We start from the raw sequence: 24,732 nt of genomic DNA, 5'->3' as shown, positions 1-24,732 counted from the left end.
GCCCATGGGGTGACCAGCCGGGCTCCGTATCGGAGAATGGTCGCCAGTACCGGATCGGGGCCACCCGATCCGGGCAGGTCAGCGCGGCGGTAACGCGAGTTGCCGGCGCGTGCGATGGATGCAGGTAGCGCTGCGAGGCGCAGGTACCGACGACAGGCAGGGTGAGACAGAGGTGGTTCGCGCGGTCGCACGGCGTTTCGTGGTTCGGGAAGTGGTGCCGGAATGACCCGCTCGACCCGTGTCCGGCCGACACGTACCCGCAGAGCGCGGGTGACCACCCTGCCGCAGCTCATGGCGACGGCGGTCGAGGCCGACCCGACCGGTCTCGCGGTCGTCCACGCCGACGCCGCCGCGACGCTCGCGGAACTCACGTATGCCGAACTCGACGAGCGATCGACCCGGCTGGCACGTTTGCTGATAGATCGCGGGATCGGTCCGGAAGATCTGGTCGCGCTCGGTATCCCGCGGTCGCTGGCTTCGGTGGTCGCGGTCTGGGCCGTGGCGAAGACCGGCGCCGGCTTCGTGCCGGTGGATCCGAACTATCCGGCGGACCGGGTCGCGCACATGGTCACCGATTCCGGTGCGGTGCTCGGCCTCACCGTCGAGGCCGTGCACGCCGACCTGCCCGCCGAGGTGCCGTGGCTGAGTATCGACGCCGCCGAGGTGGCCGCGCTGCTGGGCCGCTACCCGGCCGATCCGGTCACCTACGCCGACCGGCTGCGACCGCTGCGCGCCGAACATCCCGCCTACGTGATCTACACCTCGGGATCCACCGGCCGCCCGAAGGGCGTCGTGGTGACCCAGGCCGGATTGTCGAGCTTCTGCGACGAGCAGCGCGAGCGGTACCGCGTCGACGTCGACTCGCGGACGCTGCATTTCGCGTCGCCGTCGTTCGACGCCTCGGTGCTGGAACTGCTGCTGGCCGTCGGCGCGGGCGCCACCATGGTGGTCGCGTCGCCGTCGGTGTACGGCGGTGACGAGTTGGCCGCGCTGCTGCTGCGGGAAGGCGTCACGCACGCGTTCGTGACCCCGGCGGCGCTGGCCTCGGTGGATCCGGCCGGGCTGGACGAACTGCGCGTGGTAGTGGCCGGCGGCGAGGCGTGCCCGCCGGAACTGGTGCGGCGCTGGGTGATTCCGATCGACCCGAACGGAACCGGGATCGGTCCGGACAGTCCGGTCCGGGAATTCTTCAACGGCTACGGGCCCACCGAGACCACGATCATGACCAACATCAGCGATCCGCTGGTGCCGGGCGAGACCGTGACCATCGGGCGGCCGATCCGCAACATCACCGAATACGTACTGGACGAACGGCTCTCGCCGGTGCCGACCGGCGCGGTGGGGGAGCTGTACATCACCGGCGCGCAGCTCGCGCGCGGTTACCACCGCCGCCCGGGGCTGACCGCGGTCCGGTTCGTGGCCGATCCGTCCGGTGGCGGCGAACGGCTCTACCGCACCGGCGATCTGGTCCGGGAGACCGCCGACGGCAGCCTGGAGTACCTGGGCCGCAACGACTTCCAGGTGAAGATCCGTGGTTTCCGGATCGAGCTGGGTGAGATCGACGCGGTGCTGGCCGCGCACGGGACAGTGGATTTCGCCGTCACGCTGGGGCACACCCTCGACAACGACGCCACCATCCTGGTCTCCTACGTGCACGCCGCACCCGGTGCGGTGGTCGACACCGCCGAGCTGAGCGCGTTCGCCGAGCGCAGCCTGCCCGTGCACATGGTGCCGACGGTGCTGATGGAGCTGGCCGAGATCCCGCTCACCCCGGTCGGCAAGCTGGACCGGGCCGCGCTGCCCGCGCCGGTGTTGCAGACCCGCGAGTTCCGCGCCCCCAGCGGGCGACTGGAAACCGTGGTCGCCGAGGTGTTCAGCGAACTGCTCGGTCCCGCAACGACATTGGGCGCCGACGACGACTTCTTCGAACTGGGCGGCAATTCGCTGATCGCCACCCGGGCCGCCGCCCGGCTGGCCGCGCGGATCGGGGCCCGGGTCCCGGCCCGGCTGCTGTTCGAGGCCCCGACCGTGGCGGCGCTGGCGCAGCAGCTCGCGCCGCTCGAGGGCGCGGGCGCGCGACTGCCGCTGACCGCCGGGCCGCGGCCGGATCACATTCCGCTGTCGCCGGCGCAGCAGCGGATGTGGTTCCTCAATCAGTTCGAGCTGGGCGGGGATGCGCGCGGGGCGGGCGACAACATCCCGTTCGCGCTGCGGCTGTCCGGCCGCTTGGACGTGACGGCGCTGCAGAATGCGTTCGTCGACGTCATCGAGCGGCACGAGACGCTGCGCACGGTCTATCCGTCCGTCGACGGCATCGGCCATCAGGTGATTCTGCCGGTGGAGCAGGCGATTCCGGATCTGGAGCCGGCGCCGCTCGCGGAATCCGGGATCACCGACTGGTTGTCGCTGTACGCGCTCACCGGATTCGACGTCTCGGCCGAGATCCCGCTGCGGGTCGGTATCGCGCAGCTCGGCCCGGCGGAACATCTGGTCGTCGTGGTGGCGCACCACATCGCCGCGGACGGCGCCTCGATCGCGCCGTTCCTGCGGGATCTGCTGGTGGCCTTCCTGGCCCGCCGCAATCACGCGATCCCGTCCTGGACGCCGCTGCCGGTGCAGTACGCGGACTACACGCTGTGGCAGCGCGCGGTGCTCGGCGCGGAATCCGAGCCGGATTCGCTCGCCGCGCGCCAGGTCGAGTACTGGCGGACGGCGCTCACGGGCCTGCCGGACCGGCTGGACCTGCCGTCGGATCGGCCCCGGCCCGGGGTGCTGTCCGGGCGCGGCGCCGAATACGGCTTCACCGTCGACGCGGAACTGCACGGGCTGCTGGAGGAGCTGGCCCAGCGCAGCGGGACCACACTGTTCATGGTGGTGCACGCGGCCTTCGCGGTGCTGCTGGGCCGGATGTCGAACACCACCGATATCGCGATCGGCACGCCGGTCGCCGGCCGTGGCGAGGAGGGGCTGGACAACCTCGTCGGCATGTTCGTCAACACCCTGGTACTGCGCACCGAGGTGGATCCGCGGCGGCCCTTCGCCGATCTGCTCGCGACGGTGAAACAGACCGACCTGAGCGCGTTCTCGCATGCCGACCTGCCCTTCGAGCGGCTGGTCGAGGTGCTCGATCCGGTGCGTTCGCAGGCGCATCACCCGCTGTTCCAGGTGGCGCTGTTCTTCCAGAACCTGGACCGGCCCCGGCTGGCGCTGCCCGGCCTGACCGTGACGCCGATCGACTTCGACGGCGCCGCGGCGAAATTCGATCTCCAGCTGACCGTGGTGCCCGGCGAGCCCGGTTCCGGACTGTCGGCCGCGTTCACCTACGCCACCGATCTGTTCGACGAGCCGACCGTCGCGGCGCTGGCCGACCGGCTGGTGCGGGTCCTGGAGGCCGTCGTCGCCGACACCGCGCGGCCGATCGGCGACATCGATCTGCTGCAACCGGCCGAGCGGGTCCGAATCCTCTACGACTGGAACGACACTCGGTATCCGGTGGAGCCGGAACTGTTGCTGGACGGGTACCGGCGCACGGTCGCGGCGTTCCCGGACGCGATCGCGGTCGTGTACGAGGGCGAGGAGCTGACCTACACCGAATTCGACGCCCGGGTGAATCAGCTGGCCCGGCTGTTGATCTCGCGCGGGGTCGGGCCGGAGACGCTGGTGGGCCTCGCGATCCGCCGTTCGGTGGATCTGGTGGTCGGCCTGTACGCGATCGTCGCGGCCGGTGGCGCCTATGTGCCGCTGGATCCGGACCATCCGCGCGAGCGCATCGCGCACATCCTCGACACCGCGCGCCCGGTGTGCGTGGTGACCACCGTGACCGACAGCGCCGCGATCCCGGACGGCACCGCGCTGCTGCGGGTGGACACGATGGATCTGGGCCGCTTCGATCCCAGCCCGATCCGGCCGGCGGAGCTGCTGCGGCCGCTGCGGCGCGACAACCCGGCGTACGTGATCTTCACCTCCGGCTCCACCGGCCGCCCCAAGGGCGTCGCGGTCAGCCACGCCGCCATCCACAATCAGGTCACCTGGATGCTTGCGGCCTATCCGCTGGGCACCGGCGACGTGTACCTGCAGAAGACCGCCACCACCTTCGACGTGTCGCTGTGGGGCTGGTTCCTGCCGCTGGCCGCCGGCGCGAAACTCGTGGTGGCCACCCACGACGGGCACCGGGATCCGGTGTACGTATCGGAAACCATTGCGGCGCAAGAGGTCACGGTCACCGACTTCGTGCCGTCGATGCTCACCGTCTTCGCCGCGCACGCCGAACCCGGCGCGGTCGGCTCGCTGCAGGACGTCTTCGTCATCGGCGAGGCGCTGCCGCCGGAGACCGTCACGGCGGTCGCCGAACTGACCGACGCCCGGGTGCACAATCTCTACGGCCCCACCGAGGCCGCGGTGTCGGTGACCTACTGGCCCGCCAGCGGCGAGGACCGGCCGACCGTGCCGATCGGGCTGCCGCAGTGGAACACTCAGGTCTACGTGCTCGACGCCCGGCTGCGGCCGGTGCCCGCCGGGGTGCCCGGCGAACTGTATCTCGCCGGTGACCAGCTGGCCCGCGGTTATCTGCGGCGGCCCGATCTGACCTCGGATCGGTTCGTGGCCAACCCCTTCGGCGACGGCGACCGGATGTACCGCACCGGCGACCTGGTGATCTGGCGCGACGGCGCCGGTGATCTGCCGCCGCGGCTGGATTACATCGGGCGCACCGACTTCCAGGTGAAGTTCCGCGGGCAGCGCATCGAACTGGGGGAGATCGAGACCGCGCTGCTGGCCCAGCCGGGTGTGAGCCAGGCCGTCGCGGTGGTGGCCGCGGGGCCGCTGGGCGATCAGCTGGTCGGCTACGTGGTGCCGGTGCCGGGGCAGCAGGCCGATCCGGACCGGCTGCGCGAGGGCATCGCGAAAACCCTTCCCGTCTACATGGTTCCGGCCGCGATCGTGGCGCTGCCGGAATTCCCGCTGAACACCAGCGGCAAGCTGGACCGCCGGGAGCTGCCGCAGCCGCAGTTCGCCGGTCGCGAATTCCGTGCTCCCGCAACGGCTTCGGAGCGGCTGGTGGCGGAGGTCTTCGCCACGGTGCTGGGATCGGATCCGGCCGAATCCGAGGCCCGCATCGGCCTCGACGACGACTTCTTCGCCCTCGGCGGCAATTCGCTGATCGCCACCCAGGTGGTGGCGCGGCTCGGCGCGGCGCTGGACGCCCGGGTGCCGGTGCGCGCCCTGTTCGAGACGCCGACGGTGGCCGGGCTGGCCGCCGCGGTCGCGGCGCTGCCCAAGGATCGGGCGATGCTGCTGCGGCGCGGCCCCGAACTGGGTTCGATCGAACGGCCGCAACGGTTGCCGCTGTCGCTGGCGCAGCAGCGGATGTGGTTCCTCAACCGGTTCGAGCAGGCCGACGGCCGCGCCACGGTCGGGCTGGCCGCCTACAACCTGCCGTTCGCGCTGCGCCTGACCGGCAGCCTCGATGTCGAGGCGCTGGCGGCGGCGCTGGACGACGTGCTGGAACGGCACGAGGTGCTGCGCACCGTCTATCCCGACACCCCGGACGGGCCGGTGCAGCACATCCTGCCCGCCTCGGCCGCGCGCATCGCGCTGAAACCCGAACGGGTGCCCGGCGCCGAGGTGCCCGCCGCGGTGATGCAGCTGGCCGCGACCCCGTTCGATGTCACCGCCGACACCCCGGTGCGGGTGCGGCTGCTGGAGATCGCCGATCTCGCACCCGGCTCGCGCCGCGAATTCGTGCTCGCGGTCGTGGTGCACCACATCGCCGGGGACGCCTCCTCGATGGCGCCGCTGGTGCGCGACGTGATGACCGCCTACGTCGCCCGGACCTCCGGCGCGGCCCCGCAGTGGCAGCCGCTGGCGGTGCAGTACGCCGACTACGCGCTGTGGCAGCGGTCCGTCCTCGGCGACGAGAGCGACCCGAATTCGCTTGCGGCGCAGCAGATCGACTACTGGCGCACGGAACTCGACGGGCTGCCGGATCTGCTCGAACTGCCCACCGACCGGCCCCGGCCCCCGGTGGCCTCGCTGGCCGGCGCGCGGGTCGGCGTCTCGGTGTTCCCGGCCACCCACACCGCGCTGGCCGAACTGGCCCGCGCACAGGGCACGACGCTGTTCATGGTGGTGCACACCGCCTTCGCGGTCCTGCTCGCCCGCCTGTCCGGCAGCGACGACATCGCCATCGGCACTCCGGTGGCGGGCCGCGGCGAGCGCGAACTCGACGATCTGATCGGCATGTTCGTGAACACCGTGGTGTTCCGGACCCGGGTCGATCGCGGCGAATCCTTCACCGAACTGCTTCGGCGGCAACGGGAATCGGATCTGCAGGCGTTCGCGTACGCCGATGTGCCGTTCGAGCGGCTGGTCGAGGTGCTCAACCCGCCGCGCTCGACCGCGCGGCATCCGCTGTTCCAGGTCGGCCTGTCCTTCCAGAACATCGCGCGCGCCGCGCTGGAACTGCCCGGCCTGAGCGTCGCGAGCGTCGACGCGCTGCTGGACGTGTCGCAGTTCGATCTGCACCTGATCGTCGCGGACCAGTACGGCGAGGGCGGCGAACCGGACGGTATCGGCGGCTTCCTCACCTACGCCACCGATCTGTTCGACGAGGCCACCGCCGCGGGTATCGCGGCGCGGCTGATCCTGCTGCTCGGCGCGGTGGCCGCGGATCCGGATACGCCGGTCGGCGATCTCGACATCCTCACCCCCGAGGAGCGGGAGCAGCTGCTGCGCACCCGCAACGAGACCACCCGTGAACTGCCCACCCCCGCCCGGCGCCGCGGCGACAACACGCCGCGCCCCGGCACCGGCCGGGACCTGGCCTGGCTGCTCGACCGGGCCACCGCCGCCGCGCCGCAAGCCGTTGCGCTGGTGGCGGATTCGGCCGACGGTACCGAGGAACTCAGTTACGCGGAACTGGACACCCGGGTCAGCCGGCTGGCCCGGCACCTGATCGGACTCGGCGTCGGGCCGGAGTCCCGGGTGGCGCTCGCGATGCGGCGCTCGGTGGATCTCGTGGTCGCGATGTACGCGGTGGTGCGGGCCGGTGGCGCCTATGTGCCGATCGATCCGGACCAGCCCGCCGAGCGCATCGGCTACATCCTCGACACCGCGGATCCGGTGTGCCTGCTGACCAATTCGGATACCGCCTTCGGCGGCGAGAACGAGCCCGGCCTGCAACTGGCGCCGAAGCGTCAGGGCGAACCCGCCCCGGCGGGCCGGCAGCGCCGCCGCCCCCGGTCCCGGGTCGTGGTCGTGGACGAACTCGACCTGTCCCGGCAGTCCGCGCTCCCGATCACCGACGCCGATCGCCGCGCGCCGCTGCGGCCGGAGAACACGGCCTACGTGATCTTCACCTCCGGCTCCACCGGCCGGCCCAAGGGCGTGGCCGTGCCGCACAGTGCGGTGATCAACCAATTGCTGTGGAAGAAGGCCGAATTCGGGCTGGACGCGGACGACGCGGTACTGCTGAAGACCGCCGCCACCTTCGACCTGTCGGTCTGGGAGTTCTGGTCGGGGATCGTATGCGGCGGCCGGCTGGTCATCGCCACGCACGACGGCCATCGCGATCCCGGTTACCTCAACGATCTGATCACCCGCGCCGGGGTGACCACGCTGCACGCGGTCCCCTCGATGCTGGACGCGCTGCTCACCGATGCCGCGAACCGCCCGGTGGCGGCGCCGGAGCCCGGGGCGGCGGTGCCGGCCGGTCCGGCGGCGCCTGCGGTACCGGTGTTCCCCGATCTCTCCATCCCGCACGATCTGGCCGACGCGCCGACCATCACCGTGCCGCTGGACATGATCTTCGGCGCGGTGCGGGTCGACCAGGAGCCGGCGCCGCGGGGCCGGCCCGGACCCCGGCGGGGCCCGGCCGGCGACGGGGACCGCTCGTCGTGGTCGCTGGAGCGCAATTCCGCTGCGGCCGCGCGTCGTTCGGCCGAGGCCCGGCAGGGGTCCCGCGCCGGGGCCGGATTCGCCGGGCTGCGGCGGGTGCTGGCGATCGGTGAGGCCCTGCCCGGGGCGCTGGCCCAGCGGTGGCTCACCGCCTATCCCGGCACCCCGCTGTTCAACCTGTACGGCCCGACCGAGGCGGCGGTGTCGATCACCAGCCACCGGGTCACCGCGGCGGACCGGCCGGCGGTGCCCATCGGTGTGCCGGAATGGAATTCGCGGGTGTACGTGCTGGACACCCGGCTGCGGCCGGTGCCGTCCGGGGTCTCCGGTGAGTTGTACCTCGCCGGTGCGCAGCTGGCGCGCGGCTACTTCGGCCGACCGGATCTGAGCGCGGACCGGTTCGTGGCCGATCCGTTCGGCCCGGTGGGCGCGCGGATGTACCGCACCGGCGACCTGGTGGCGTGGAACGCCGCCGCGGAGCTGGAATACCGGGGCCGCACCGACTTCCAGGTGAAGATCCGCGGTTTCCGGATCGAGCTCGGCGAGATCGAGGCCGCGCTGCTCGCGCTGCCCGAGGTGGCGCAGGCCGTGGTGCTGGCCCGCACCGATCGGCGCAGCGGTGACCGCCTGGTCGCCTATCTGGTCCCGGCGCAGCCGGAACTCGATGTGGCGGAGGTGAAGTCGGAGCTGGCCGAGGCCGTGCCGTCCTATATGGTCCCGGCCGCGTTCGTCGTGCTGGACGCGTTGCCGCTCAACGCGAACGGCAAGCTCGACCGGAAGGCGTTGCCGGAACCGGAGTTCGAGACCGTCGCCTTCCGCGCCCCCGCCACCCCGATCGAGGAGATCGTCGCGGGCGCCTTCGCCGAGGTCCTCGACGGGGGCCGCACGAGCGGGCGGCGCATCGGCCTGGACGACGACTTCTTCGCCCTCGGCGGCAATTCGCTGCTGGCCACCCAGGTGGTCGCCCGCATCGGCGCCGCGCTCGGGGCTCGGGTGCCGGTGCGCGCCCTGTTCGAGGCCGCGACGGTCGGCGCGCTGGCCGGCGCGGTGGAACGCGGCGCCGGCCTGCACCCCCGGGTGCCGCTGACCGCCGGGCCACGGCCGGAGCGCGTCCCGCTGTCGTTCGCGCAGCAGCGGATGTGGTTCCTCAACCAGTTCGATCCGGCCGCGGCGGTCTACAACATCCCCGCCGCGATCCGGCTCTCCGGCGCGCTGGACGTGCCGGCGTTGCAGCAGGCCGTGACGGATCTGGTTGCGCGCCACGAGATCCTGCGCACCCGCTATCCCGAGATCGAGGCGGCCGGTGCGGTACAGCAGGTGCTGTCCCCGGCGGACGTGCCGCTGGATCTGACCCCGGAGCGCCTCGGCGAGGAGCGGGTGGCCCACGAGGTCACCCGGCTGGTCTCCACCGGATTCGACGTCACCACCGACATCCCGTTCCGGATCCGGCTGTTCCAGCTCACCACGACGGAATACGTGCTGGTGTTCGTCGCGCATCACATCGCCGCCGACGGCTGGTCGATGGGCCCGCTCACCCGGGATCTGATGGCCGCCTACGTGGCCCGCTCCGCCGGCGCCCCGCCGACCTGGGCGCCGCTGGCGGTGCAGTACGCGGACTACGCGCTGTGGCAGCGCACCGTACTCGGCGCCGAGAACGATCCCGAATCCCTGGTCAGTGCCCAATTGGCGTACTGGACCAAGGAATTGGCGGAACTGCCGGACGAGCTGAACCTGCCCGCGGACCGCCCGCGCCCGCCCGCGCAGTCCAACCGCGGCGGCCGTACCGATCTGGTGGTGCCCGCGCCGGTGCACGCCGCGCTCACCGAACTGGCCCGCCGGCACAACGCGACCCTGTTCATGGTGGTGCACACCGCGCTCGCGGTGCTGCTGGCCCGGCTGTCCGGGACCGAGGACATCGCGATCGGCACCCCGATCGCGGGTCGTGGCGAGCGCGAACTCGACGATCTGATCGGCATGTTCGTCAACACGCTGGTGTTGCGCAGCCGGGTGGCGCCGGGCCGCAGTTTCGCGGATCTGCTGGCCGCCAACCGGGAAACGGATCTGCGCGCCTTCGCGCACGCCGACATCCCGTTCGAGCGGCTGGTGGAGGCGCTGGATCCGGAGCGGTCCGCCGCGCGGCATCCGCTGTTCCAGGTGGCGCTGTCGTTCGAGAATCTGGCCGCCACCGGATTCGAACTGCCCGGACTGAGTTTCACCGCACTGGATCCGGCGGCCGACACCGCGAAATTCGATCTGCTGCTGACGATCCGGGAACAGCGCACCGCCGACGGCGCCGAGGCCGGGCTGGCCGCCGAATTCACCTTCGCCCGTGACCTTTTCGACGAGGCCACGGTGGTGTCGATCGGCACCCGGTTCCAGCGGGTGCTGGCGGCGGTGGCCGCCGACGCGGCCGTCGCGGTCGGCGATCTGGACATCCTCGACGCCGCCGAGCACGCCGATCTGGTGTATCGGACCGGCGCGCCCGCGGTGCCGCCGCGCACCCTGCCCGACCTGATGGCCGCCGCGGTCGCGGCCAATCCGAACGGCGCCGCGGTGGTGGCCGGCAACCGCAGCTTCACCTACGGTCAGCTCGACACCGCGTCCTCGAAGCTGGCCCGGCAGCTCGTCGCCTACGGCGCCGGGCCGGATGTGCTGGTGGCCGTGGCGATTCCGCGCTCGGTCGAGGCGATGGTGGCGCTGTGGGCGGTGGCCAAGACCGGTGCGGCGTTCGTGCCCGTCGACCCCACCTATCCGCCGGACCGGATCGCGCACATGGTGTCGGATTCCCGTGCGCCACTGGGTGTCACGGTGCGGTCGGTGCTGTCCGCGCTGCCCGCCCTGGAGGGTGGCTGGATCGCGCTGGACGACCGCGCCTTCGCCGCCGCCGTCGACGAGTGGTCCGGCGAACCGCTGACCCCCGCCGAGCGGCACGGTGAACCGCGGGCGGCCAACGCCGCGTACGTGATCTACACCTCCGGTTCGACCGGGCTGCCCAAGGGCGTCGTGGTCACCCACGCCGGTCTGGCGAACTTCGCCACCGAACAGGTGCAGCGCTACGGGCTGAGCCGGACGTCGCGGGCGCTGGCGTTCGCGTCGCCGTCCTTCGACGCCTCGATCCTGGAACTGCTGCTGGCGCTGGGTGCGGGCGGCGCGCTGGTGCTGGTGCCGCCGCGCACCTTCGGCGGCGAGGAACTGGCCGAGCTGATCCGGCACAGCCGGGTCACCCACGCCTTCCTCACCCCGTCGGTGCTGGCGTCGCTGGATTCGGCGGCGCTGGGCGGTATGCAGGCGATCGTCGCCGGCGGCGAGGCCGTCCCGGCGGATCTGGTCGCGAAGTGGGGCGGCCGGGACACCGGCCGCGCGTTCCACAACGGCTACGGTCCGACCGAGACCACCATCATGACCAACATCAGCGAGCCGCTGGCGCCGGGTGATCCGGTCACCCTGGGCGGCCCGATCCGCGGCATGCGGTCGCTGGTGCTCGACGCCCGGCTGCGGCCGGTGCCGGACGGGGTCGCCGGGGAGCTGTACCTCGGCGGCATCCAGCTGGCGCGCGGCTATCACGACCGGCCCGGCCTCACCGCCGCCCGCTTCGTCGCCGATCCGTACGGCGCGCCGGGTTCGCGGCTGTACCGCACCGGCGACGTCGTGCGCTGGCGCCGGGGCGCCGCGCGGCCGGAGGTGGAATACCTGGGCCGCAACGATTTCCAGGTCAAGGTCCGCGGCTTCCGGATCGAGCTCGGCGAGATCGACGCCGCCCTGGCCGCTCAGCCCGGGGTCGGTTTCGCGGTCACGCTCGGTCGCGAAACCGCCACCGGCGCAACGATTCTGGTGTCCTATGTGCGGCCCGTGCCGGGTGCGGTGCTCGACACCGCGGCGCTCACCGCGGAACTGGGCCGCGGCCTGCCGGACTACATGGTGCCCACGGCGATCGTGGTGCTGGACGAGATTCCGCTCACCCCGGTCGGCAAACTCGACCGGCGCGCACTGCCGGAGCCGGTACTCGAGACCCGCGCCTACCGCGCGCCGGCCACGCCGGCCGAGCGGGTCGTCGCCGAGGTGCTCGGCGAGGTACTGGGTGTCGACCGGGTCGGCCTGGACGACGACTTCTTCGCCCTGGGCGGCGACAGCATCATGTCGATCCAGGTGGTCTCGCGGGCCCGCGCGCGCGGCGTGCACTTCCTGCCGCGCGACGTGTTCACCGCGCGCACGGTGGCGGCGCTCGCGAGCGTCGCCGACGCCGCCGCAGAATCCGTTGTGCCGCAATCGGGTCCGCTGCCGCTGCTGCCGCGCGCGGTGCGGCTGCTGGCCCAGGATCCGGCCGCCCGGGAGACCCGGGCGATCACCCTGGACGTCCCCGCCGACTGTGCGGCGGAACGGATCTGCGCGGTCGCGCAGGCGCTGCTGGACCGGCATCCGATGCTGTCGGCGCGCCTGGACCACGGCGGCGACGGGGCGCGGCTGGTGCTGCCCGAAGGGGCCGGTGAGGTGGTGCTGCGCGGTTTCGCGCCCGGACCGGACGGCGGTGAGGCGGCGGTCCGCACCCTGGCCGCCGATCTGGACGCGGCCACCGGCCGCAACGTCGGATTCGGGCTGATCTCCCCCGCCGAGGACGGAACCGGTTCCGGCGCACAGGTTCTCGTGGTCGTCGCGAACTGCCTGGTGGTCGACGACACCGCCTGGCGGATCATCGTGGACGAGCTCTGCCTCGCCTGGTCCGGCGGTCACGCCGCACCCGCGGCGGCCGAGACCGGGCCCGCGGGCCCGACCCGGGCATTGGTCGCGCGGGCGAGCGCGCCCGCGACGGTCGTCGAAGTGTCCTGGTGGCAGCGATCTCTGGCCGGACATCCGGCGGAACTGCCACTGCCGGGCGTGGATCCGGCCCGGCGCGGCCGAGTCTCGCTGGTGATCACCGCGGAAGGCGCGACGGCGATCGAGAAGGTCGCCGCCGCTTATCACACCGTGGCCGAGGACGCACTGCTCACGGCGCTGGCCCTGGTGCTGCGACCGGAACTGCGCGGCCCCGCGGGCGAGTCCGTCGGCACGGTCGTGCAGCTGCTCGCCGACGGCCGGACCGTCGCCGGCGGCGAACCCGGCGACACCGTGGGCGGATTCACCGCCGCCTATCCGCTGGTGCCGAACCTCGCCGGCATCGACGTGGACGAGGCGCTGGCGGGCGGTCCCGCCGCCGGGCACGCCCTGGTCCGGGTCAAGGAGTCGCGCCGGGCGGTACCCGCGGGCGGTGTGAACTACGGTCTGCTGCGCTACCTCAACCCGGAGACCGCACCCGAACTCGCGGCACTGGCCCAGGGCCGCATCGCCTTCCGCTACCGGGATCTGCTGCCGGCGCGCGTGTACCCGGAGCCCGCGGCGCCGGATGTGTTGCTGGACATCACCGTCGACGCCACCGAGGACGGGCTCCTGGCCCGCTTCGATCACGCCGACGATGTACTCGACGTCGAGGCGGTCAAGGAACTGGCCGGGCAGTGGGTGCGCGCGCTCGGCGGCCTCGCCGAACACGGAATGCGGCCGGACGCGGGCGGTTTCACGCCGTCGGACTTCCCGCTGCTGGCGCTGACCCAGCCCGATCTGGACCGCCTGCGCGACGACTATCCGGCACTGGCCGACGCCTGGCCGGTCACCCCGTTGCAGTCCGGCATGCTGTTCCACGCGCTGCTGGCCGACGCCTCGGTCGACGTCTACACCGTGCAGTTCACCGTCGATCTCGGCGGCAACCTGGACGTGCGGCGGCTGCAGGAGGCCGCACAGGGCGTCCTGGACCGGCACGACAACCTGCGGGTCGCGTTCGCGGCCGACGCCGAGGGCAATCCGGTCCAGGTGGTGCTCGACCACGTCGAGGCGCCGTGGCGGCTGATCGACCTGAGCCGGCTGGATCCGGCGGCGGTCGAGACCGAACTGGTCCGCATCCAGGAGACCGACTACGCCACCCGGTTCGACATGCGCACCGCGCCGCTGCTGCGGTTCGCGCTGATCCGCCGGGCGCCGGGCTCGTTCCGGCTGCTGGTCACGAGCCACCACATCCTGCTCGACGGCTGGTCGATGCCGCTGCTGATGCTGGATCTGCTCACCCTGTACGCCGTGGGCCCGCGCTCGCGGCGGCTGCCGAAGGTCCACTCCTACGGCGAATACCTCACCTGGCTCGTGGCCCAGGACATGGACGCCGCGCGCGCGGCCTGGCGGTCGGCGCTGTCCGGGCTCACCGAGCCGACGCCGCTCGCGCCGGTCGATCCGGGCCGGGAGATCTCCGCGGGTGTGGGGGAGACCGGTTTCGAACTGTCGGTGGCCGACACCACCGAACTGTCCCGGCTGGCCGCCCGGCTCGGCGTCACCGTCAACACGGTGGTGCAGGCGGCCTGGGGTCTGCTGGTGGGCCGTAGCACCGACCGCGACGATGTGGTGTTCGGCGCCACCGTCTCCGGCCGGCCGCCGCAGCTGCCCGGCGTGGAGACCATGGTCGGGTTGTTCCTCAACGCCATTCCGGTGCGGGTGCAGCTGACCCTCACCGACACGCTGGCGGGTCTGCTGCGCCGGCTGCAGTCCGAACAGGCGGCCCTGCTCGACTACCACTACCTGGGGTTGCGCGATATCCAGGACGCCGCCGGGGTGGACGGGCTGTTCGACACGCTGGTCGTATTCGAATCCTTCCCGGTCGACCGCGACGGCCTGGACAAGGCCGGTTCGATCGACGGCATGACCGTCACCGGCGTCGGCTCGGTCAACGGCACGCACTATCCGGTGACGGTGATGGTGGTGCTCGACACCCAGCTGCGGATCTCGCTGAAGTATCTGCGCGACGTGTTCGACGAGGCCGCGGCGAACGCACTCGCACAACGCCTTTCCGGGTTGATCGGCCGGTTCGTGCGCACCCCGCAGGCGCGGGTGGCCCAGGTGGACGCGCTGCTGCCGGCCGAGCACGCGGATCTGGTGGCGCGCAACACCACCACGGTGCCCGATCTGCTCGGCGACGTCACCCTGCTCGACCTGTTCGACGCGCAGGTGGCCCGCACGCCGCAGGCGCCGGCGATCCGGTTCGGTACGACGACGCTCGGCTACGCCGAATTGGACGCTCGCGCACGGGCTCTGGCGCTGGTGCTGGCCGAGCGCGGGGTCGGCCCGGAGTCGCGGGTGGCCGTGGCGATGCGGCGGTCGATCGAGCTGGTGGTGGCGATCTACGCGGTGCTGCGCACCGGCGGCGCCTACGTACCGGTCGATCCGGACCATCCGGCCGACCGCAACGAGTTCGTGCTCGCGAACGCGGCGCCGGTGTGCGTGCTGACGCACAGCGCGCACGGCTTCGAGACCGCCTCCGCCGTACCGGTTTTCGCGGTCGACACGCTGTGGCTCGACAATAGTGGTGCGCGCCACCGGTTCCCGGCCGTGCATCCGGACAACGTCGCCTACGTGATGCACACCTCCGGTTCCACCGGCCGGCCCAAGGGCGTCACGATCACGCACCGGCAGATGGCCAACCAGTTCCGGTGGGCGCAGCTGACCTATCCGCACGGCCCGGGTGACGTGGTGCTGCACAAGACCCCGATCACCTTCGACATCTCCACATGGGAGTTGTTCTGGCCCTTGCAGACCGGCGCGGCGGTGGTCATCGCCGAACCGGACGGTCATCGCGACCCGGCCTACCTGTCCCGGGTGATCGCCGAGAACTCGGTCACCACGGTGCATTTCGTACCGTCGATGCTGGACGCCTTCCTCGATCCGGAGGCGAATCCCGCACTGCGCGAATCCCGTTCGCCGCTGCGCTGGATCTTCGCCGCCGGCGAGGCGCTGTCCGGTGACACCGCCGCGACCGTCGCGCGCCGGTTGCCCGGCGCCGAACTGGTGAACTGGTACGGCCCGGCCGAGGCCACCGTCGTCACCGCGTATCCGGTGTCCGGGCCGATGGGGGTGTCGGTGCCGATCGGCGTCCCGGTGGCCAATACCCGGGTGCACGTACTGGATCGGCAGCTGCGCCCGGTGCCGCCGGGCGCACCCGGCGAGCTGTACATCGCCGGCGTCCAGCTGGCCCGCGGCTATCTCGGCGCCCCCGCGCTCACCGCGGAGCGGTTCGTGGCCGATCCGTCCGGCGCGGCCGGCGAGCGGCTCTACCGCACCGGTGACGTGGTGCGCTGGCACCACGGTGCGCTGGAGTACCTGGGCCGCAGCGACTTCCAGATCAAGCTGCGTGGTCAGCGGGTCGAGCTCGGCGAGATCGAGGCCGTACTCGCCGCGCACGTCGCGGTCCGGCACGCGGTGGTCGCCCTGGTCCGCACGGGCGGTGAGCGTCTGGTCGCGTACGTGGTCCCGGCCCCCGGCGCGGTGCTGACCGCCGCCTCGGTCCTCGCGCACGCCCGGAGGTCGTTGCCCGGCTACATGGTTCCGTCCGCGGTGGTACTGCTGGGGCAGCTGCCGCTGAACGCCAGCGGCAAACTCGACCGCCGGGCGCTGCCCGCGCCGCCGCCCGCGACCAAGCCCTACCGGGCCCCGTCGACGCCGCTGGAGCAGGCCGTGGCCGGGGTGTTCGAGGAGGTACTCGGCGCGGATCGAGTCGGCCTGGACGACGATTTCTTCGCGCTCGGCGGCAATTCGCTGATCGCGACGCGCGCGGTCGGCCTGCTGCGGTCGGTCACCGGCGCCGATGTCCGGGTGCAGTGGTTCTTCACCGGATCGACGGTGTCCGAACTGACCGAGCGGGTGCTCGCGGCGCTGGCCGGGGAGCACGATTTCGACCTCGGCTCGGACGCGGCGCTCGAGGTGCTGCTGCCGATCCGGGCCACCGGCACCGGCGATCCGCTGTTCTGCATCCACCCGATGTACGGATTGTCCTGGAGCTACGCCGGTCTGGCCCGGTACGTGCCGGACCGGCCGATCCTGGGCCTCCAGTCGCCGGCGCTGTCCGAGGACGGCTACCTGCCGGTGTCGCTGCGGGATATGGCCGCCCGCTACGTCGCCGAGATCCGCCTGGTGCAGATGCGCGGCCCGTACCGGCTGCTGGGCTGGTCGCTCGGCGGTGTGCTGGCCCACGCCGTCGCGGCCGAATTGCAGGCCGACGGTGAGGAGGTCGCGCTGCTGGCGATGCTCGACAGCCATCCCGACATCGACGTCACCGACTTCCGGTCGGCGATCCGGGAGGCCCTGGCCGAGATCGGGATCGGCGCCGAATCACTGGTGGGCGACGACATCCACGAACTCAGCGACGAGGCCGTCGCCGCGCTGCACGCGACCATCCCGACGGATATGGCGGTGCTGACCCCGGACCGGGTGCGCCGCATCTACCGCAGCGCGGTCCGGTCCGCGGAGCTGATCGCCGACCACCGGCCGTCCGTATTCCGCGGGCGCCTGGACTATTTCAGCGCGTCAGGGCATACGACCGCCGCTACGGGGTGGCGGGAGTACGTCCACGGTGACATCATTGACCACCCGATCGGTGTCGGTCACGATCAGATGACGTCGCCGGCCGCGCTGGCGGAGATCGGTCCCCGACTGACCGATCTGCTCGCAGTACCCGGCTCGGAACACGCCGGGGGTGACAACGATTCGGACACGGCACGTCGGGCATGATGGGCCGAACGCCGAGCGATGCGAGCATGTGCGTTGAATGACAGCGAGCATGTGTCGGGACCCGGAAACGCAGGCTGACAGTGAAGGTGTGAAAAATTGATTCGTCGACACGTCCGGCGCAGCGGTCTACGGGCCGCCGCCCTTTTCGCGGCAACAGGGATTCTCGCGGGAGTCATGACGGGCATCGGCGCGACCAACGCCTCGGCGACCGACCCGATCATCGCGTCCAAGAGCCTGCTCTCCGACCCGAGGTCCGCGGACGGTTCGTACATCAGTAAGGCCACCTACAAGGACGATCGCAGTATCCGGCTCTACGTCTACTCGGCGGCGATGGACCAGACCTTCGCGGTCGACGTGCAGCGGCCCGCGGACGCCTCGGTGCCGCGCCCGACGCTGTACCTGCTCAACGGCGCCGGCGGTGGCGAGGACGACGCCTCCTGGCAGAAGCGCACCGATATCGTCAACGGCTTCCTGTCCGACAAGGACGTCAACGTCGTCCAGCCCATCGGTGGCAAGTGGAGCTACTACACCGACTGGATCAACGACGATCCGGTGCTGGGCCGCAACAAGTGGAAGACCTTCTTCACCGAGGAACTGCCCCCGCTGATCGATTCCTCGCTGGGTACAAACGGCATCAACGCGATCGCCGGTCTGTCCACCTCCGGCACCGCGGTGCTGAACCTGCCGATCGCCAAGCCGGGGCTGTACAAGGCGGTCGCCGCGTACTCCGGCTGTGCGCAGACCGCCGATCCCGTGGGCCAGACCTATGTGAAGCTGGCCGTCAACACCTGGGGCGGTGGCGACACCGTGAACATGTACGGCCCGGACAACTCGCCCGAGTGGGCGGCGAACGATCCGTACATCCACGCGGACGAGCTGCGCGATCTGGATCTGTATCTGTCGACCGGCAACGGGCTGCCCGGCGTCTACGACACGCTCGACGGCCCCTACGCGCTGGCCGGTTCCTACGGCCTGGCCAACCAGATCCTGGTCGGCGGCATCATCGAGAGCGCCGTCAACCAGTGCACCCACAACATGAAGGCGCGGCTGGATTCGCTGGGTATCCCGGCGACCTACAACTTCCGCAACAGTGGCACCCACTCCTGGGGCTACTGGCGGGACGACTTCAAGGATTCCTGGCCGGTGCTCGCGCACGGTCTGGGTCTGGAACAGGACTGATCCCGCCCATTCCGGCGATTCGGACGCCCCGGCCACGTCTGTGGCCGGGGCGTCCGGCTTTTCCGGGGGTTTGCTCCGCAGAAATTTCGGATACCCGTAAAATATTTTCATGAGCACCGTAGTTGTCGCGTCGCGCTCTCGGTGGCGACGGGCCCGCACGGCATCGGCCCTGCTGGGGCCCGCGTTCGTGGCCGCCGTCGCCTATGTCGATCCCGGCAACGTGGCATCCAATGTCAGCGCCGGCGCCCGCTACGGATATCTGCTGGTGTGGGTGGTGGTGCTGGCCAATGTGATGGCCGCGCTGGTGCAGTACCTGTCGGCGAAACTCGGCCTGGTCACCGGCCGCTCGCTACCCGAGATGGTTCGTGAGCGGGCCAATCGGCCGGTGCGGCTGGCCTATTGGGCCCAGGCCGAACTGGCCGCGATGGCCACCGATCTGGCCGAGGTGGTCGGCGGCGCGATCGCGCTGCAACTGCTGTTCGGGTTGCCGCCGTTGCTCGGCGGGCTCATCACCGCCGCCGTGTCCATGGTGTTGCTGGTCGTGCAGAACCGGCGCGGGCAGCAGCCGTTCGAGCGGATGATCATCGGCCTGCTGGCGGTGATCTCGGTGGGATTCGTGGCGAGCGTGGTGCTCTCGCCGCCCTCGCTGTCGCAGACCGTGCACGGGCTGCTGCCGCGTTTCGAGGGGACGCCCAGTGTGCTGCTGGCCGCGGCGATCATCGGCGCCACGGTCATGCCGCACGTGATCTACCTGCACTCCGGGCTGACCCGGGACCGGCACGGGCATGCGGAGCCCGGCCCGCGGCGGGTGGTCCTGCTGCGGGCCACCCGCTGGGACGTCGGCGTGGCCATGCTGATCGCCGGGATCGTCAATCTGGCGATGCTGCTGCTGGCTGCGCACACCTTCGGCGGCCGCGACGTCACCACCATCCCGGGCGCCTACGACGCCGTGCGCGACGCGCTCGGACCCGGTGCGGCCCTGCTGCTGGCGGTCGGGCTGCTGGCCTCCGGGCTCGCCTCCACCTCGGTGGGCGCCTCGGCCGGGGCGATGATCATGGCCGGCCTGCTGCGCCGCCGGGTGCCGCTGCTGGTGCGGCGGATCGTCACCCTGCTGCCGGCGCTGGCCGTACTGGTCGCGGGGGTCGACACCACGCAGGCGCTGATCGTCTCGCAGGTGGTGCTGTCGTTCGCGATCCCGCTCGCGCTGATCCCGCTGGTCCGGTTCACCGGTGATCGCGCCCTGATGGGCGGCGACGTCAACCACCGGCTCACCACCGCCGCCGCCTGGGTGATCACGACGGTGATCAGCGGACTGAACCTGTTGCTGATCTACCTGACCTTCACCGGCCGGACCTGATCCGGTTCACCCGTGCCGTAACCGGAAGATGGCCTTGGCCACCCGCAGATGCCGCGGATGCCGGTCGAAGGTGGACAGGTTCACGGGGGCCCGGTAACGGCGCTGCGCGATGGCGAGGGTACGGCTGAACTCCCGCAGCCCGGCCTCGCCGTGGGTGTGGCCGCGGCCGTACTCGCCGACGCCGCCGAACGGCATCGCCGGGATGCCGGCGTAGGCCATCGACGAATTGAGTGTCACCACACCGGTTCTGATGCGCTCGGCCAGTTCCGCGCCGAATGTGGTGTCGCGAGTGAAGATCGAGACGGTGAGGCCGTGATCGACGGCGTTGATCCGCGCCACCGCCTCGTCCATGGTCGGGACCGCGTTGATCACCAGCACCGGGCCCACCGATTCGGCGGTGATGGCGAGGCCGTCCTCGGGCACGTCGGTGAGCACGATCGGCTCCACGTACGGCTCGCGGATCGACTCCAGTCCGCCGACGACCGCGCGGCCGCCGCGGGCGATGGCATCCTTCACCTGCCGCCGCACCTCCTCGGCCTGGGTCTCCCGGACCATCGGGCCGTAGGAGGCCCGCCGGTCGCCGCCGGGGCGCAGGCGTCGCGCCAGCTCCTCCACCTTGTCCAGCATCGGTTCGTACACCGACTCCGCGACGTACACCCGCTGGATTCCTGACGGGCTCTGGCCCGCGTTGGACATCGCGCCGAAGATCGCGGACTCGGCCGCGGCGTCGAGTTCGGCGTCCACGTCCACCACCATCGCCCCCTTACCGCCGCGTTCCACCACGACCGGGGTCATGGTGCGCGCGCACAGGGTGATCACGTTGCGGGCGCCGGCTTCCGAACCGGCATAGGCGATCTTGTCCACGCCCGCTTGACAGAGCGCGGTGCCGGTCGAGTCGTCGCCGGTGATCGCTTGCAGCACAGGTTGATTCGGCACGATCCGGCGCCAGCTGTCGGCCAGCCACATGCCGACGCCGGGGGTGAGCTCGCTGGGTTTGAACACCACCGCGTTGCCGGCGGCCATCGCGGTGGCGATCGAACCCATCGGTGTGAACACCGGATTGGTCCACGGGCCGAGCACGCCCACCACGCCCAGCGGCAGATAGCCGACGGACGCACGTTGATTGCGCGACAGCCAATTCGAGCCGAGCCGGCGCCGGCCCAGCGAGCGTTCGGCCTGCCGGGCCACCCAGTCCAGATTCTCCACCGCCAGCATCACCTCGATGGCGGCGTCGGCCTCCGGTTTACCGGTCTCCGCGCAGATGAGTTCCACCAACTCGCCGATCCGGCGCGCGACGGCGCTCTTCCAATCCAGCAACCAGCGCTTACGGTCGGCGAAACGCAATGCACCCCACCAGTTCCCGGCCCCCCGCGCGGCACGGACCGCGGCCGTGACGGCGTCCGGACCGGCGATGGGGTAGCTGCCGACGGATTCGCCGGTGCGCGGATCGTAGGACGTGAGTGCCGGGACTCGGCCCGGACCGTGCGCCGCCGTATGCGGCTGCGCAGACTCCACCATGGGGGTCACCTCTCGCTGGCGATGATTCCGATAACCGGTCGCCTCGCGTGCCGACCGTGGGGGCCCGGCGCGACGGCGCCGCGGGTGTGGCCTCCCCGCCGCCAGATTATGGGCGGTGTTGGTCAAGCGACAAGAAACCCGAATTCACGCAGACCGATCGGTTCGGGCCGGGACCAGCGGCAATTTCCTGGATGACCGTCCGGTACGGAAAATTGTGACGAAAGCCACATTTCGCGAACGAAGCCCGCTGCGACCGAGCGCCGGGCGCCACGCCGGTGCGGTTCCGGTGTCCGGGCCAGTAACATCGCGCGAGGTGGATGGGATCACCAAACCGGGACGCGTACGCGACCCGGATCGTCCGGTCGCCGTCCCGACGGATTGTGGAGAGTGGATGCCGAGCCTCGAGAAAACCGGCGCAGTGGATTCCGGCGCACTGGATTCCGGACCCGCGCGGGCCGCCGAACCGGCGGTGCGGGTCGTCGATGTGCGCAAGTCCTTCGGGGAGGTGCGGGCGTTGCAGGGCGTCAGCTTCACCGCCGCCCGTGCCGGTGTCCTCGGCATCCTCGGCCCGAACGGGGCCGGCAAGACCACCACCGTGAAGATCCTCTCCACGCTGCTGCGACCGGATTCCGGTACCGCGGTCGTCGCCGGGCACGATGTGGTCCGCGACGCCGCCGGGGTACGCCGCTCGATCATGATGACCGGGCAGTACGCCGCGCTGGACGAGAACCTCTCCGGCCGCGAGAACATCGAATTGTTCGGCCGCCTCATGGGTCTGAGCCGCCGCGCCGCGCGCAACCGCGCCGACACGCTGCTCGAGGAATTCGATCTGGTCGGCGCGGGCCGGCGCGCGGTGCGGCACTACTCCGGCGGTATGCGCCGGCGCATCGATATCGCGTGCGGGCTGGTCGTGCGGCCGGAGGTGGTATTCCTCGACGAGCCGACCACCGGCCTGGATCCGCGCAGCCGCCAGGGCGTCTGGGACCTGGTGACCTCGCTCAAGCGGCAGGGCATCACGGTGCTGCTGACCACGCAGTACCTCGAAGAGGCGGACGTGCTCAGCGACAACATCATCGTCATCGACAAGGGCACGGTGATCGCCGAGGGCACCGCCGACGAGCTGAAGGAACGCACCGGCGGCAGCTACTGCGAGGTGGTGCCGCTGGATCCCACCCGGCTCGGCGCCGCGCTGACCGCCCTCGGGGATCTGGTACCCGAGGCGGTGCGCAACGACGCCGCGAGCCACGGCGACGCGCAGACCGACCGGGTGTCCATCCCGGCCCCCGACGGCGCGAGCACCCTCGCCGAGGCGCTGCGCCGGCTGGACGCGGCCGGGGTCGAACTCGCCGATATCGGCCTGCGCCGCCCGTCGCTGGACGACGTGTTCCTGTCCATCACCGGACATTCGGGCGGCAGTCGGTGACCGTCTCGACCGCTCCCGCGGACGGGCTGTTCGACGCGTTGCCGCCGGCCCGGCCGTCCTCCTTCGCCCAGTGGCGGGCCCTGACCGGGCGCATCGTGCGAACCATGGCACTGCGTGGCGAACTGGTCTTCGCGGTGATCACGCCGCTGGTGTTCACCCTCGGCTTCTATCTGCCGCTGCGCTATGTGATGCGGTTCCGCGGTATCGACTACGCGCAGTTCGTCATGCCGATCATCGTGTTGCAGACCATGTCGTTCACCATGATGTCCAACGCGCAGCTGGCCGCCTTCGAATCGCTGACCGGACTGCACAGCCGGTTGCAGACCATGCCGATCGGCAGCCTGGTGCCGCTGGGCTCGCGGCTGTCCGCGGGCCTGGTGCGCTCGGTGACCTCGCTGGCCGCCGCCATCGGCTTCGGCTATCTGATCGGTTTCCGGTTCGTCGCCGGACCCGGGCAGGCCGTGCTGTTCTGCGTGTTCTCGCTGGCGGTGGGCACGGTCCTGGCGATCGGGGCCGACGCGCTCGGCTCGCTGACCAAGAGCCCGGAGGCGCTGAGTCAGGCGCTGACCCTGCCGACGCTGATCTTCGGCATGCTGTCCTGCGGATTCGTACCCGAGAGCGGCTTCCCGCAGTGGATCCGGCCGTTCGTGCGCAATCAGCCGATCTCGCAGTTCTCGTTCGCGCTGCGGGATATGGCCGCCCACGGGGTGACCTGGCAGGTGGCCTGGGTGCCGCTGGTGTGGCTGGGCGGGCTCGCGGTGTTCTTCGTGCCGTCGGCGATCTGGGCGAGTGTGAGGCGATCGTGAGCATCGTGCAGGAAACTCCTTCGGCGGCACCCGAATTCGTGCTGTCCACGCGATCGGCGCTGCCGGTGGTGCCGGCGCGCTCCGAGCGCGCGCTGTCGACCTGGGCGCGGCACAGCGCGATCCAGTGCGGCCGGCTGCTGCGGGTGTGGAGCCGCGACACCATGACCACGGTGCAGACCCTGATCTTCCCGGCGTTCACCCTGCTGATGTTCCGGATCGTGCTGGGTGATTCGATCACCTCCGCCACCGGCATGCCCAGCGTGTACGGCACGGTCCCGATGATCACCCTGGTGGCCGCGATGGCCGGCGCGGTCGTCAGCGCGCTCGGCTTCAAGGTGGAGAAGGCCGCCGGACTGCTCGGCCGATTCCAGACCATGCCGATCCACCGGGCCGCGGGCCTCACCGGACGGTTGCTCGCCGAGGCGGTCCGGGTGCTGGTCACCACGCTGTTCGTACTCGTCGTCGGGATCGCGATCGGCTTCCGGTTCTGGAACGGGTTCTGGGCCTCGCTGGCGATGATCGGCATCCCGGTACTGTTCGGCGCCGGTTTCGCGGTCCTGGTCACCGCGCTGGCCACCATCTCCGAGGGCGTCGTGCTGATCAACATCCTCGGCACCGTCAACACCCTGCTGATGTTCTTCAACTCCGGCTTCGTCCCCGTCTTCGCCTATCCGCGCTGGTTGCAGACCGTCGTGGAGAACCAGCCGATGAGCACCGCGATCGACGCCATGCGCGGCCTGGCCTGGGACGGCCCGGTCACCGCCCCCCTGCTCAAAACCCTGGCCTGGACCGTAGGCGCAATACTGATCTTCGCCTACCCCGCAATCCGCGGCTACCGCAAAGCCGCAGAAAGCAATTGACCCCCGCAAACAGCCACCCCCTCCCGAAGCCCACCCCACCCCACACACCCCACACGCCCACCCCGGTCGCCCCCCGGCCTCACCCCGGGCCGGTCACCAATCCGCAGGCGTAACGCTCCTGTT

The 24,732-nt window shown here is 71.2% G+C and carries 7 protein-coding genes; 6 read left to right on the top strand and 1 reads right to left on the bottom strand.

Annotated features, from left to right (window positions below; all coding sequences use genetic code 11):
• Positions 1-270 precede the first annotated feature (270 nt).
• The 3 genes from G361_RS0131965 (at position 271) to G361_RS0131955 (ending at position 20,002) form a co-directional block, all read left to right on the top strand.
• Positions 271-17,466, top strand: coding sequence for a non-ribosomal peptide synthetase (locus G361_RS0131965; RefSeq protein ID WP_019931215.1), 17,196 nt, complete (start codon positions 271-273; stop codon positions 17,464-17,466).
• Positions 17,467-17,640: 174 nt separating this feature from the next.
• Entirely contained in the window at positions 17,641-18,645 is a 1,005-nt protein-coding gene (locus tag G361_RS0131960) for an alpha/beta hydrolase family protein (protein WP_019931214.1), read from the top strand.
• Positions 18,646-18,754: 109 nt separating this feature from the next.
• Positions 18,755-20,002: an Nramp family divalent metal transporter gene (locus G361_RS0131955; protein ID WP_026343751.1), complete on the top strand. Its 1,248-nt coding sequence runs from the start codon at positions 18,755-18,757 to the stop codon at positions 20,000-20,002.
• A 6-nt stretch (positions 20,003-20,008) separates the two neighbouring features.
• On the opposite strand, the gene G361_RS0131950 is transcribed toward G361_RS0131955, so the two are convergent.
• A complete protein-coding gene (locus tag G361_RS0131950; protein ID WP_019931212.1) occupies positions 20,009-21,520 on the bottom strand; it encodes an aldehyde dehydrogenase family protein in 1,512 nt (503 codons plus the stop codon).
• A gap of 391 nt (positions 21,521-21,911) precedes the next feature.
• On the opposite strand from G361_RS0131950, the gene G361_RS0131945 reads away from it, so the two are divergent.
• The 3 genes from G361_RS0131945 to G361_RS0131935 are packed head-to-tail and all read left to right on the top strand — an operon-like array spanning position 21,912 to position 24,609.
• Entirely contained in the window at positions 21,912-22,943 is a 1,032-nt protein-coding gene (locus tag G361_RS0131945) for a daunorubicin/doxorubicin resistance ABC transporter ATP-binding protein DrrA (RefSeq protein ID WP_019931211.1), read from the top strand.
• On the top strand, positions 22,940-23,749 hold the full coding sequence (locus G361_RS0131940) for an ABC transporter permease (protein WP_019931210.1): 810 nt from the start codon (positions 22,940-22,942) through the stop codon (positions 23,747-23,749). Before G361_RS0131945 ends, G361_RS0131940 begins: the two co-directional genes overlap by 4 nt.
• Positions 23,746-24,609, top strand: a complete 864-nt coding sequence (locus tag G361_RS0131935; protein ID WP_019931209.1) for an ABC transporter permease — start codon at positions 23,746-23,748, stop codon at positions 24,607-24,609. Before G361_RS0131940 ends, G361_RS0131935 begins: the two co-directional genes overlap by 4 nt.
• Positions 24,610-24,732: the final 123 nt, after the last annotated feature.

Source organism: Nocardia sp. BMG111209, from assembly GCF_000381925.1.
Classification (GTDB): Bacteria; Actinomycetota; Actinomycetes; order Mycobacteriales; family Mycobacteriaceae; genus Nocardia.
Note: the sequence above shows the minus strand (reverse complement) of the source record. Positions and strands in the feature narration are given on the sequence as shown.